This window comes from Microbacterium sp. Root1433D1, from assembly GCF_001426835.1.
GTDB classification, from domain to species: domain Bacteria; phylum Actinomycetota; class Actinomycetes; order Actinomycetales; family Microbacteriaceae; genus Microbacterium; species Microbacterium maritypicum.
Map to the genome: position 1 here is coordinate 855,315 of NZ_LMFN01000003.1, position 13,262 is coordinate 868,576.

General features: G+C 67.1%; 12 protein-coding genes. 8 read left to right on the forward strand and 4 right to left on the reverse strand.

The window, feature by feature from the left end; genetic code table 11:
• The 4 genes from sdhA to ASD13_RS15090 all read right to left on the reverse strand — a co-directional run bounded on the left by sdhA (window position 1) and on the right by ASD13_RS15090 (window position 4,010).
• Window positions 1-1,827 (reverse strand): succinate dehydrogenase flavoprotein subunit, encoded by a 1,827-nt coding sequence (gene sdhA, locus ASD13_RS15075; protein ID WP_017828463.1) that lies wholly within the window; start codon window positions 1,825-1,827, stop codon window positions 1-3.
• Between the two features lie 17 nt (window positions 1,828-1,844).
• Window positions 1,845-2,294: a succinate dehydrogenase hydrophobic membrane anchor subunit gene (locus tag ASD13_RS15080; RefSeq protein WP_055870856.1), complete on the reverse strand. Its 450-nt coding sequence runs from the start codon at window positions 2,292-2,294 to the stop codon at window positions 1,845-1,847.
• Entirely contained in the window at window positions 2,294-2,728 is a 435-nt protein-coding gene (sdhC, locus tag ASD13_RS15085) for a succinate dehydrogenase, cytochrome b556 subunit (protein WP_074731658.1), read from the reverse strand. The genes ASD13_RS15080 and sdhC overlap by 1 nt, the downstream gene beginning before the upstream one ends.
• 211 nt (window positions 2,729-2,939) lie before the next feature.
• Entirely contained in the window at window positions 2,940-4,010 is a 1,071-nt protein-coding gene (locus ASD13_RS15090) for a substrate-binding domain-containing protein (RefSeq protein ID WP_055870859.1), read from the reverse strand.
• 153 nt (window positions 4,011-4,163) lie between these two features.
• Here ASD13_RS15090 and ASD13_RS15095 point away from each other — a divergent pair, with 153 nt between their 5' ends.
• From ASD13_RS15095 to ASD13_RS15130, 8 genes are all read left to right on the forward strand, one after another.
• Complete coding sequence (locus tag ASD13_RS15095; protein WP_055870862.1) at window positions 4,164-4,589, forward strand: MarR family winged helix-turn-helix transcriptional regulator; 426 nt, start codon at window positions 4,164-4,166, stop codon at window positions 4,587-4,589.
• A gap of 82 nt (window positions 4,590-4,671) precedes the next feature.
• Window positions 4,672-5,880 carry an acetamidase/formamidase family protein gene (locus tag ASD13_RS15100; RefSeq protein WP_200935195.1) on the forward strand — a complete coding sequence of 403 codons (1,209 nt, stop codon included), beginning with the start codon at window positions 4,672-4,674 and terminating at the stop codon, window positions 5,878-5,880.
• Between the two features lie 82 nt (window positions 5,881-5,962).
• Window positions 5,963-6,592, forward strand: coding sequence for an AmiS/UreI family transporter (locus tag ASD13_RS15105; protein WP_055870866.1), 630 nt, complete (start codon window positions 5,963-5,965; stop codon window positions 6,590-6,592).
• A gap of 44 nt (window positions 6,593-6,636) precedes the next feature.
• Window positions 6,637-7,752, forward strand: coding sequence for a mannose-1-phosphate guanylyltransferase (locus ASD13_RS15110; protein ID WP_017828465.1), 1,116 nt, complete (start codon window positions 6,637-6,639; stop codon window positions 7,750-7,752).
• 160 nt (window positions 7,753-7,912) lie between these two features.
• A complete protein-coding gene (locus tag ASD13_RS15115; RefSeq protein WP_017828466.1) occupies window positions 7,913-9,034 on the forward strand; it encodes a BMP family lipoprotein in 1,122 nt (373 codons plus the stop codon).
• A 108-nt stretch (window positions 9,035-9,142) separates the two neighbouring features.
• Window positions 9,143-10,657, forward strand: a complete 1,515-nt coding sequence (locus tag ASD13_RS15120; RefSeq protein ID WP_017828467.1) for an ABC transporter ATP-binding protein — start codon at window positions 9,143-9,145, stop codon at window positions 10,655-10,657.
• On the forward strand, window positions 10,654-11,973 hold the full coding sequence (locus ASD13_RS15125) for an ABC transporter permease (RefSeq protein ID WP_055870872.1): 1,320 nt from the start codon (window positions 10,654-10,656) through the stop codon (window positions 11,971-11,973). The genes ASD13_RS15120 and ASD13_RS15125 overlap by 4 nt, the downstream gene beginning before the upstream one ends.
• The gene (locus ASD13_RS15130) at window positions 11,973-13,256 is read left to right on the forward strand and encodes an ABC transporter permease (RefSeq protein WP_017828469.1); all 1,284 of its coding nucleotides are present in this window, start codon (window positions 11,973-11,975) and stop codon (window positions 13,254-13,256) included. Before ASD13_RS15125 ends, ASD13_RS15130 begins: the two co-directional genes overlap by 1 nt.
• Window positions 13,257-13,262: the final 6 nt, after the last annotated feature.

A 13,262-nucleotide genomic window follows, 5' to 3' on the forward strand; every position in this document is an offset into this window, starting at 1 on the left:
TCAGTACTTCCTCTCCATCGGCGGGTAGTTGAACTCGCCCTGCTCGTTCTTCGTGAAGACGACCGGCTTCCAGTCGAGCTTGATGTGATCGCTCGGCGTGGAGGAGTGCGGGTCACCGGTCAGGTAGGCCATGGTGTGCTTCATGTACTTCTCGTCGTCGCGCTTCGGGAAGTCGTCGCGCATGTGTCCGCCGCGGCTCTCCTCGCGGTTCTGCGCGGCGTAGACGACGACCTCGGCGATGTCGAGGAGGAAGCCCAGCTCGACGGCTTCGAGCAGGTCGGTGTTGAACCGCTGGCCCTTGTCGTCGACGTGGACGTTCTTGTAGCGCTCACGCAGTTCGGCGATCACGCCGAGCACGTGCTGGAGGGAATCGTGCGTGCGGAAGACCTGCGCGCCCTTGTCCATCTCGTCCTGCAGGGTCTTGCGGAGCACGGCGATGCGCTCGGTGCCCTGGTTGTTGCGCAGGTCCTCGAGCATGCCCGACACGAATGCCGCCGGGTTCTCGGGGAGCGGCACGAACTCGGCGGTCTTGACGTACTCGACGGCGTTGCGGCCGGCGCGCTTTCCGAAGACGTTGATGTCCAGGAGCGAGTTGGTGCCGAGGCGGTTCGCGCCGTGCACCGAGACGCAGGCGCACTCGCCGGCGGCGTAGAGGCCGGGGACGACGGTGGTGTTGTCCGCGAGCACCTCGCCGTCGTTGTTGGTCGGGATGCCGCCCATGGCGTAGTGCGCGGTGGGCATCACGGGCACGGGCTCGACGACCGGGTCGACGCCGAGGTACGTGCGTGCGAACTCGGTGATGTCGGGGAGCTTGGTCTCGAGAACCTCGGCTCCCAGGTGCGTGCAGTCCAGCAGCACGTAGTCCTTGTGGGGACCGGCGCCACGGCCGTCGAGGACCTCCTGCACCATGCAGCGGGCGACGATGTCGCGCGGGGCGAGGTCCTTGATGGTCGGGGCGTAGCGCTCCATGAAGCGCTCACCCGAGGCGTTGCGCAGGATCGCGCCCTCTCCTCGTGCGCCCTCGGTGAGGAGGATGCCGAGACCGGCGAGGCCGGTCGGGTGGAACTGGAAGAACTCCAGGTCCTCGAGGGGGAGTCCCTTGCGCCACACGATGCCGACGCCGTCGCCGGTGAGGGTGTGCGCGTTCGACGTCGTCTTGAAGATCTTGCCGAAACCGCCGGTCGCGAAGATCACGGCCTTGGCCTGGAAGACGTGCAGCTCGCCGGTCGCGAGATCGTAGGCGACGACGCCCGAGACCTGGGTCTTGCCGTCGGCATCCTTCACCGTGAGCAGATCCAGGACGTAGAACTCGTTGAAGAAGTTGATGCCGAGCTTGACGCAGTTCTGGAACAGCGTCTGCAGGATCATGTGGCCGGTGCGGTCGGCGGCATAGCAGGCGCGGCGGACCGGGGTCTTGCCGTGCTCTGCGGTGTGCCCGCCGAAGCGGCGCTGGTCGATCTTGCCCTCGGGCGTGCGGTTGAAGGGGAGGCCCATGTTCTCGAGGTCGATGACCGCGTCGATGGCCTCCTTCGCGAGGATCTCGGCCGCGTCCTGGTCGACGAGGTAGTCACCGCCCTTGACGGTGTCGAAGGTGTGCCACTCCCAGGAGTCCTCTTCGACGTTCGCGAGGGCCGCCGCCATACCGCCCTGCGCCGCACCGGTGTGCGAGCGCGTGGGGTACAGCTTGGAGATCACGGCGGTCTTCGCCCCGGGGCCCGCCTCGATGGCGGCACGCATGCCCGCCCCACCGGCTCCCACGATGACGATGTCGAACTGGTGGTAGTGCACGCCGTCACGGACGACGGAATCCTGCGTCTCGGTAGTCACTTCTCGTATGCCTTCTTCTAGTTCCCGACGATCGCGGCGCATTCGGACCAGAGGACGCTGTCCTCGGTCACACCCAGGCACGGGTCGAACGTGAAGACCACGAGCGTGCCGAGGATGATGAGCAGGCCGGCGGCCAGCCCGAGCGCCCAGACCAGCGCCTTGCGCGCCGTGCTGTTCGTCACGTAGTCGTTCACGATCGTGCGCATGCCGTTGGCGCCGTGGATGAGTGCGAGCCACAGCATCAGCACGTCCCACCACTGCCAGAACGGCGTGGCGAACTTGCCGGCGATGAACGCGAAGTCGAGGGCGTGGATGCCTTCGCCCACCATGAGGTTGACGAAGAGGTGGCCGAAGATCAGCACGACGAGCACGACGCCCGAGACGCGCATGAAGATCCAGCCCCACTTCTCGAGGTTGACTCCGCGGCGGCGGCGCACCGGGGCGGTCGCCATGGTCTGTGCAGACATCAGTGTCCCCCTCCGAACCCGGCGAACGCGAGCATCAGGTGGCGGGGCACGAAGCCGGCCATGATGATGCCCCACACCAGCAGGACGCCCCAGAACAGCTGACGCTGATACTTGGCGCCCTTCGACCAGAAGTCGACGGCGATGATGCGCAGGCCGTTCATCGCGTGGAACACGATGCCGGCGACGAGCACGACCTCACCGAGGGCCATGACCGGGTTCTTGTATGTGCCGATGACGGCGTTGTACGCCTCCGGCGACACCCTGATCAGCGCCGTGTCGAGCACGTGCACCAACAGGAAGAAGAAGATGGCGACTCCGGTGATGCGGTGAAGCACCCACGACCACATGCCTTCGCGACCCCGATAGAGGGTGCCGCGTGGGGTCTTGGACGTGGTTTCCGAAATCGACGGTGTCAAGCGGGCGCTTGTGGACACGGTCGTCCTCCCTGGATCGATGTGACTCGGTCGCGTGCACTGCTCTCGTTCAAGTGTGAGCCTGGCGAAGTCTCAGGCACGCCCGATCGCTGTCCATCTTATTCCTGTCAGATCACTGGGAGCGACGAAGGGGAGCCTAAGTCTCTCGATGTCGGGAGAGCCCGAGCATCCTGCGTGCCCCGTCCCCACCCTGCGGCCGGTGCGTGTGCGCTCAGGGGACACCGCCGAAGGACGCCAGGACATCGAACTCGAACCGGTCGGCGCGGGCGATGTGCACGCGTTGACGCGTGCCCCCTTCGGAGAGGGTGACGAGTCCGCGCGGGCCCTCGTAGGAGACTCCTTCGCTCGCGCTGGACAGCAGCGAGCGGACGTCGAGGGAGCGTGCGTGCTCGGCGGCTGCGGCCAGTGCGAGAATCCCCTCGTAGCAGGACTCGGCCGCGTTGTTGAGCGCGGGGGCGTCGAAGCCGAACTCCGCTCCGTAGGCGCCGGCGAAATCGAGTGCCGACGGCGTGGCGAGGGTGTTGAAGTACGCCGCAGCCACATAGAGCTCGTGGACCGCATCCTCTCCGGAGGCCAGCAGCATGTTCTCCTCCATGAGCGGGGTGAATCGGATCAGGTGATCCTGCAGCCCCGCCGCAGCGAACTGGCGGTTGAACAGCACGGCATCGCGGCCGACCAACAGCATCACGACGCCCTGGGCGCGGGCCGTCGACAGCTCGCCCAGCACGGCGCCGAAGTCGCGGCAGCCGTATCGCACGAAACTCTCGTGCACGATCTCGAGTCCGGTGGCGTCGGCGTGACGGCGGATGGATCGCGCCGTCTCACGCGGCCAGATGTAGTCCGCGCCGACGATCGCCCACCGCCGCACACCGAATTCGCGACGCAACCATTCCAGACCCGGGGTCATCTGGTCGGCAGGCGTCTCTCCCGTCGAGAGCACGCCGGGTGTGCGCGCTCCCTCGTGGAGGGACGTGTAGACGTAGGGGACGCCGTATCTCGCCAGGACGGGGGCGAGGTGCTCTCGTACCGACGAGATGTGCCAACCGGTGATCGCGTGGGCGCGGTCCTCCTGGATCGCGGCGACCACGTTGCGCTGAGTCTCCTGCACGCTGCCCCCCGCATCGATGACTTCGATGACGACCTCGCGTTCGAGGATGCCGTGCCGTGCGTTGAGCTGCGATGCCGCCAGCTCTGCCACCGCCTCGCAGGAAGGGCCGAAGATGCCGCCCGGTCCCTGGCGGGGGATCGCGAGGCCGATGCGCAGGGGCTCATCGATCCGCATTGTCGATCCTCTCTGATCGAAGTAGTGCCGGCGTCGGGGTCTGCCGGTCGCGCCGGGACGCTCGTGACCGCTTTTGCACTCATATGGAAGTATGATGCGCGGGAAGCGAATGGTCAAGATGTGACGTATCGCTGGACGGGAGAGGGTTCACTCATGGTCGCTGATTCCGTGGTTCGGGCGGACCTGGCGCGAGCATTGCTGGTGGCGGCAGACGGCATCGAACGCGCGATGGCGTCCGGCCTGCGAGGTACGGGGCTCGGCGTCGCGCACTATCTCGTGCTGGACCACCTGCGTGAGTGCGAGGTGGCGACGACATCCGAGCTCGGTCGCATCGCACTCGTCCCTCCGGCGACTCTGACGCGAACGATCGACAAGCTCGTCGATCTCGCCCTCGTGCACCGCGTGCTCGACGAGGAGGACCGGCGGAGGATCGTCGTCCGCCTGACCGACCGCGGGAGAGGGAAGGCCGTTGCCTATGCCGACCTGGTGGACGCGGAGATCGCGGGGGCGCTGCCCGACTTGCGCGAGTGGGAGACGCAGGCTCTCACCGAGATGCTCCGCGGGGTGCCGCTCCGGTAAGCGATCGGGTCCTGCGGTCCTTGACTATTAGTTCCAAATGGAATTAAATCCTCCTAACTGTTCAACGCAGAGGAGGACGACGATGTCTGAAGGTACGGATTTCACGACGACCGGGGTCTCGCGGTTCCCGGATCGGGACCTGGGTGTGCAGAGATTCCGATGCGAAGTGGGGGTGCCACTCGCGGAGCAGAAGGAGCTGGGGCACAACCGCTGGCACCCTGACATCCCGCCGCTCGTGGAGGTCGGGCTGGGCGAAGAACTGATCCTGGAGTGCGGTGGGTACGACGACTACCAGCTGCAGGACGACGACGACCCGAGTGACATCCAGAACTTCGATCTGTTCCGGACGCATCCGCTCACCGGACCGGTGCGGGTGGACGGTGTCAAGCCGGGAGATCTGCTCGTCGTGGACATCCTCGACGTCCAGCCTCTCTCGGGAATCGGCTACTCGAACATCCTGCCCGGGATGGGCGGGCCGTTGGCCTCCTGGTTCCCCGAGGGCTTCAAGACGGTGTGGGATCTCCACGGCACGTCGGCGACGAGCCGCCAGATCCCCGGAGTGGCGATTCCCGCCATCAGCCACCCGGGCATCACCGGTGTCGCTCCCTCTCACGACCTGCTCCGTGTCTGGAACGAACGGGAGGACCCGCTGATCGCGGACGGACTCGCGGCCCCACGGCTCGATGCCAAGGATGCGTCCGTGCTGCGAACGCTCGAAGGCGAGGAATGGGAGCGCGTGGCCGCGACGGCGGCTCGTACCATTCCTCCCCGCGAGAACGGCGGGAACATGGACATCAAGAACCTCTCGCGGGGGTCGCGCGTGTTCTTCCCCGTGTTCGTGGAAGGGGCGCTCTTCTCCGCCGGAGACTTCCACTTCGCGGAGGGCGACGGCGAAGTGACCTGGAACGCGATCGAGATGGACGGTGTCGGCTGGTTCCGGTTCTCGGTCATCAAGGACGGCATGGCGCGATACGGCGTGCGCACGCCGATGTTCCGGCCGTCGCCGTTCGACCCGGACTTCGGGACACGCTACATCTCGTTCACGGGGCTGTCGGCGGCGGGCGGTGAGCAGAAGTACCTCGACACCACGATGGCGGCGGTGCAGGCCATCGAACAGGCGATCGAGTATCTGGGCAAGTTCGGGTATACCCCGGAGCAGGCCTACACGATCATCTCCGTCGCCCCGTGCGAGATGCACGTCGGCGGGATCGTCGACATCCCCAATGCCGCGGTGGTGTTGAAGGTGCCACTCGACATCTTCGACAAGGACATCCTGCCCCGCAACGTCTGACGGGCGGGACGACCCACCTCCGGCGCGATGGCGGGCGCGAATCGAACGCGTCTGCCATCGCGCCTCAAGGAAGGAGACGAGGATGTCGGATATCGGCCTTCTCTACGTCGGTGCGGTGCTGATCATCAACGGCGTCATGCTGCTCGGGGTGATGACGGGTCGCGATGCCGCACCGCTCAATCTGTTCGTCGGCGCGATGCAGGTCTTCACGCCGACACTGATGGTCGTCGGGGCGCAGGGCGATGACGCGGTGATCCTTGCGGCGAGCGGTCTCTATCTCTTCGGATTCACGTACCTGTGGGTGGGGATAAATGCGCTCGCGGGCCTTCCCGCTCGCGGGCTCGGATGGTTCTCGTTGTTCGTGGCGGTCGCGGCGATCGGCTTCGCGGGGGCCACCTGGGCGCAGGGCGGCCGGGTCTTCGTCGTGATCTGGATCCTGTGGGCCGTGCTGTGGATGTTGTTCTTCCTGGTCCTCGGTCTGGAGAAGCAGGGACTGACGCGTTTCACCGGTGCCGTCGCGGTGACGGAAGGCATCGGCACGGCAGCGATCCCCGCGTGGCTCTCGCTGACCGGCGGGCTCCGGGACTCGGACACGCTGGCGCTGGTGTACGCGGTCGCCGCCGTCCTCGTCCTGCCGATCCTCTACGTACTCACGAGGGTGCGTACTGCCGGTTCCTCCAGCGCAGAGGCCGTGGCCCCGGGCGTCGGATGATCGGCCCCGGATGTCGGCTGCTTCTCTGCGGCTACCCTGGCAGGGTGAGCGCACCCATCAAGGATTTCTACGCAGTCATTCCCGCCGGCGGCATCGGCAGCAGGCTGTGGCCGCTCTCCCGGGCGGACGCACCGAAGTTCCTGCACGACCTGACGGGGTCCGGGCACTCGCTGCTGCGCGACACCTGGGATCGGCTCGTCCCGCTCGCCGGGGCGGACCGGATCGCCGTCGTCACCGGCCGTGCCCATCGCGCGGCCGTCGAGGCGGAGCTGCCCGGCATCCCCGACCTGAACGTCTTCCTGGAGTCCGAGCCGCGCGAGTCGGCGGCGGCGATCGGACTCGCCGCGGCGATTCTGCACCGCCGCAATCCCGACGTGATCATCGGCTCGTTCAGCGCGGACCACGTGATCCGCGGCACACGCGTGTTCGAGTTCGCGGTGCGCGACGCCGTCGAGGTGGCGCGGGAGGGTTACATCTGCACGATCGGCATCACGCCGACCGAGCCGGCGATCGGTTTCGGCTACATCAAGATGGGGCCCGAGCTCGTGGTCGAAGGCGCGCGCGAGGCCGCTCTCGTCGAGAGTTTCGTGGAGAAGCCCGATCTCGAGACGGCGAAGTCCTACATCGCTGATCGCGGGTACCTCTGGAACGCGGGCATGTTCATCGCCAAGGCCAGCGTGCTGCTGGAGGAGCTGGCCGTGAACGAGCCCGAACTGCACGCCGGTCTGCTCGAACTCGCCGAGGCATGGGACGACCGCGATCGTCGAGGACCGGCGGTCGATCGGATCTGGCCGCGCCTGAAGAAGATCGCGATCGACTACGCGGTCGCCGAACCCGCCGCCCGCCGCGGACGCCTCGCCGTCGTCCCCGGCCACTTCGACTGGGACGACGTGGGCGATTTCGCCTCGCTGACCAAGCTCATCACCAACGGTCGCAAGAACGATCTCGCCGTTCTCGGCCCGAACGCGCGCGTTCTCACCGACGGCGCGAGCGGAATCCTCGTCAGCCAGACCTCGCGCGTGATCAGCCTGGTGGGGGTGCAGGACATCGTCGTGGTCGACACCCCCGACGCGCTGCTGGTCACCACCGTGCAGCACGCGCAGCGGGTCAAGGGCGTGGTCGAGTCGCTCAAGCTCACCGGTCGCGGAGACGTGCTCTGACGCCTGCTCCGATGAGCACGCTCTCACGCTCATCGGCTGTCTTGATTTCAGCTTGGTAACCATTGGCCAGCACATGCGGGGCGGGCGTGCACAAAAGCCGAAACAGTAGGTAACTTTGATCGATCCGCGATGGCCGCGGTTTCGTTGAGGGAGGCATCAGTTGACCATCTCCACCACCAAGAAGCTGCTCGGCGTCACCGTCGCCGCTGGCGTCGTCTTCGCACTCGCCGGTTGCGGCCAGGCACCGACAGACAAGCCCGCCGGCTCCGGCGAGCCGGTCGCCTCCGACTTCCTTCCCTGCCTCGTCTCCGACGCCGGCGGATGGAACGACAAGTCGTTCAACCAGTCCGCCAAGGAGGGCATGGACAGTGCCGCCGAGGAGCTGGACATCAAGCCCCTCGAGTTCGAGTCGGCGAATGACAACGACTACGCGCCGAACCTCGAGACCGCGGTCTCCGAGGGCTGCTCGCTCATCGTCTCGGTCGGCTTCAAGCTGTCCGCCGCCACGGTCGAGTCCGCTCTCGCGAACCCCGACATCGACTACGCGATCATCGACGACTGGGCCGACAACGACTTCGACGGCACCGTCGATGCCCCGAACATCAAGCCCCTCGTCTTCGACACGGCTCAGGCCGCATACCTCGGCGGCTACGCTGCCGCATCGTGGTCTGCCCAGAGCGGTGTGAACAAGGTCGGCACGTTCGGCGGAATGCAGATCCCGTCGGTCGCCGTGTTCATGGACGGCTACCAGCTCGGTGTCGAGAAGTACAACGAGGACAAGTCCGCTGCGGTCGAGGTCTTCGGCTGGGACGAGGCCACGCAGAAGGGCTCGTTCACGGGCGGCTTCGACGCGAACGACACCGCCAAGCAGACCGCACAGGGTGTGCTCGACCAGGGCGTCGACGTCATCCTCCCGGTCGGCGGCCCCGTCTACCAGAGCGCGGCTGCGGCGATCGCCGACAGCGGCAAGGACACCCTGATGCTCGGTGTCGACAGCGACCTCGCCGTCGCCGACCCCGAGGTGGCCGGCATCACGCTCGTCTCGATCATGAAGGCGATCGACGTCGCCGTGAAGGACGCGACCCTGGCTGCGGCCAAGGGCGAGTTCGACCCGGCCCCGTACGTGGGCACGCTCGAGAACGAGGGCGTCAAGCTCTCCGGCTTCGGTGACTTCGAGTCGAAGCTGCCGGAGGGTCTGACCGACGAGCTCAAGGCTCTGCAGGAGCAGATCATCTCTGGCGACATCAAGGTGGAGTCCCCGAACTCCCCGACCTCCAAGTAATTCCGTCGCAGTTCCCGCACGGGGCGAGTGGTGAGCAGGATGCCACTCGCCCCGTGTCGTGGACGGACGATGATTCTCCTGGACAACTCTTCTGGATAAGGTGCAGATATGAAGCTCGAACTTCGCGGCATCACCAAGCGATTCGGCACCCTCGTTGCCAACGACCACATCGATCTCGTGGTCGAACCGGGTGAGATCCACGCGCTCCTCGGTGAGAACGGCGCAGGCAAGTCCACCCTCATGAACGTGCTCTACGGCCTGTATCAGGCCGACGAGGGCGAGATCCTCCTCGATGACGAGGTGCAGCGCTTCCGCGGTCCCGGTGACGCGATGGCTGCGGGGATCGGCATGGTCCACCAGCACTTCATGCTCGTCCCGGTGTTCACCGTGGCCGAGAACGTGATGCTCGGACACGAACAGACCAAGGCCCTCGGCACGCTCGACATCGCGAAGGCGCGAGAGCACGTGCGATCGGTCGCCGCCCGCTTCGGTTTCGACATCGACCCCGACGCCCTCGTCGGAGACCTTCCCGTCGGCGTGCAGCAGCGCGTCGAGATCATCAAGGCGCTGTCGCGCGACGCGAAGGTGCTCGTGTTCGACGAGCCCACGGCCGTGCTCACGCCGCAGGAGACCGACGAGCTGATGAGCATCATGCGTCAGCTGCGCGACGAGGGCACGGCGATCGTGTTCATCACGCACAAGCTGCGCGAGGTCCGCGAGGTCGCCGACAAGATCACCATCATCCGTCTCGGCCGCGTCGTCGGCGAGGCGTCCCCGACCGCGACCAACGGCGAGCTCGCCTCGCTCATGGTCGGCCGAGCCGTCGAGCTCACCGTGCACAAGGAACCGCCGCGCCTGGGCGAGGGCGGATTCGAAGTCAAGGGACTGCGCGTGCTGACTCCCACCGGGGCCATCGTCGTCGATGGTGTCGACTTCGCCGTCCGACCGGGAGAGGTGCTCGCGATCGCGGGTGTCCAGGGCAACGGCCAGACCGAGCTCGTGGAGGCCATCGTCGGCCTCGCCGCCCGCGTCGAAGGCAGCATCGAGCTCGACGGCAACGAGCTCGTCGGCAAGAGCGTGCGCGCGATCCTCGACGCCGGAGTCGGCTTCGTGCCGGAAGACCGCACGGAAGACGGCCTGGTGGCCGGTTTCTCCGTCGCGGAGAACCTGATCCTCGACCGTTCGGACGACCCGGCGTTCAGTCGCGCGGGAACACTGCGGCGCTCGGTGCTCGACGAGTTCGCCCGTGCGCGCATCAAGGAGTACGACATCCGCACCCAGGGTCCGGAGACGGCCGCAGGAACGCTGTCCGGCGGAAACCAGCAGAAGGTCGTCATCGCCAGGGAGATGAGCCGCGATCTGCGCCTCCTCGTCGCGGCGCAGCCCACCCGTGGTGTCGACGTCGGCTCGATCGAGTTCATCCACAAGCGGATCATCGAGACGCGCGACGCGGGTGTGCCCGTGATCGTCGTCTCCACGGAGCTCGACGAGGTCGCAGCTCTCGCCGATCGGATCGCGGTCATGTACCGCGGCACGATCGTCGGCATCGTCCCCGGCGACACGCCTCGGGAGACGCTCGGACTCATGATGGCCGGAGCGGCCGAAGGGGAGGTGGCCGCGTGAGCGGAGCGACACCCGGCGCAGGAGATGTGACCAAGGGGATTCCGCCGCAGGAGCTCAGCACGAGCACCGGCACGGTCCCGCGCGACCCCTCCGATGTGCCGCCGCCCCCGCGCGGCAACGTCATCCTCAAAGAGATCCTCCGCGGCAATGCGGTCACCACGATCCTCGCGATCGTGCTGGCACTCATCGTCGGCGGCGTCCTGATCGCCTTCACGAACGAAGACGTGCTGGAAGCATCCGTCTACTTCTTCGCACAGCCCGGTGATACGTTCGCCGCCGCGTGGAACGCCGTCTACAACGGGTACGAGGCCCTGGTCCGCGGAGCGATCTTCAACGCCCGCGGCGCGGACTTCGCGGCGCAGATCCGACCGCTGACCAACACGCTCGGCTTCGCGGCGCCGCTCATCGCGGCCGGCCTCGGCGTGGCGCTGGCATTCCGCGTCGGCCTGTTCAACATCGGTGCTCGCGGCCAGATGCTCATCGGTGTGGCCGTCGCCGCACTGCTGACGTTCTCGCTCGACCTGCCGATCTGGCTGCACATCCCGGTCACGCTCATCGCCGGCATCGCGGGCGGTGCGCTCTGGGGCGCGATCGCGGGACTCATCAAGGCGCGCACGGGTGCGCACGAGGTGATCCTCACGATCATGCTGAACTACATCGCGTACTACCTGCTGCTGTGGATGATTCGCACCCCGGGTCTGCTGCAGAAGCCGGGGACGAACCAGGCGCTCGGATCGGCGACGCCGGAGAGCGCCCAGTTCCCGACGCTGCTCGGACCGCAGTTCCCGTTGCTCGACCTCGGCTTCGTGATCGTGATCGTGGCGACCCTGTTCGTCTGGTGGCTCATCGAGCGCTCGTCGCTCGGCATGCGCATGCGCGCCGTGGGGGAGAACCCGCACGCTGCGCGCGCCGCGGGCATCAGCGTCCAGCGCGTCTACGTCTACGCCATGCTCTTCGCCGGTGGCCTCGCCGGTCTCGCGGGCATGAACCAGATCCAGGGCGCGGTCACCACGGGCGTCACCGAGACCATCGATGCCGGGATCGGCTTCGACGCGATCACCGTCGCCCTCCTCGGCCGCAGTCGCGCCTGGGGCACGTTCGCCGCCGGCATCCTGTTCGGCGCGCTCAAGGCAGGGTCCTTCTCCATGCAGGCGCAGGACATCCCGGTCGACATCGTGCTCGTCGTGCAGTCGCTCGTGGTGCTGTTCATCGCCGCGCCGCCGCTGCTGCGCGCGGTGTTCTTCCTCCCGAAGACCGATATCGAGAAGGCGGCCAGGCTCAGAGCCAAGGCCGCGAAGAAGGCGGTGGCGGCATGATGTCCCTCGTGCAGACTCAGGCCGCCGACGGCACGGTCCAGCTGGCGACCGTGAAGGAACGGCACCTCAAGGCGCCGATCGTCCTCGCCGGCGCCACCGTGCTCCTCGCGCTGCTGTTCCTGTTCGTGCCGCGCGACGGCACCAGCACGTTCCGCCTCTCCGACCAGTCCTCGGCGCTCGCGCTGCCGGACGTGGCGCTGCCCACGGCTTCGACCTTCTGGGTCGTGATCGGCATCCTCGTGGTGCTGACGGTGGGGGCGTTCCTTCGGGCATGGACCTACCGTGCGCCCTCGCTGTGGCTGGTGATCGCGTTCAGCGTGCTGGCCGTGTTCGCGTTCCTCGTCTGGGCGGCCGCCGGCGGACTCGTGCCGGTCACGAGCCTGCTGTTCGGTGCGGTCTCGCTCTCGGTGCCCCTGGTCTTCGGAGCTCTCGGCGGCGTCATCGGCGAGCGTGCCGGCGTCGTGAACGTCGCGATCGAGGGGCAGCTGCTCCTGGGCGCGTTCTCCGCGGCGCTCCTGTCGAGCATCACGGGCAACCCGTTCGTCGGTCTCGTCGGCGCCATGATCGGCGGCGTCCTGGTGGCGAGTGTGCTCGCCGCATTCGCGATCAAGTACCTCGTCGAGCAGGTCATCGTCGGTGTCGTGCTCAACGTGCTCGTCACCGGTCTCACGGGCTTCCTCTACGGCGCGCTGCTCGCTCCGAACGAGGCGACGCTGAACAGGCCGGTGCGCTTCCCGCGCGTCGAGATCCCGGTGCTCAGCGACATCCCGATCATCGGACCGGTGCTGTTCAACCAGACGTTCATCGGGTACCTGATGTTCATCACCGTCGGCGTCGTGGCCTGGGGCCTCTACCGCACCCGGTGGGGTCTGCGGCTGCGTGCCGTCGGTGAGCACCCGCAGGCTGCGGACACCGTGGGCATCAAGGTGAACCCGACCCGGTTCTGGAACGTGCTGCTCGCCGGCGCGATCGCGGGCATGGGCGGCGCGTACTTCACCCTCGTCTCGGTCCCGCAGTTCGGAAAGGACATGACGGCCGGGCTCGGCTTCATCGCCCTTGCCGCGGTGATCTTCGGACGCTGGGACCCGATCCGCGCGACGCTCGCGGCGCTGCTGTTCGGTTTCGCCACCAACCTGCAGAACCTGCTGTCGATCCTGAAGACGCCGATCCCGGGTGAGTTCATGCTGATGCTGCCCTACGTGGTGACGCTGCTCGCGGTCGCCGGGTTCGCCGGGCAGATCAAGGCGCCTGCCGCCGACGGCAAGCCCTACATCAAGTCGTAGCCCTGC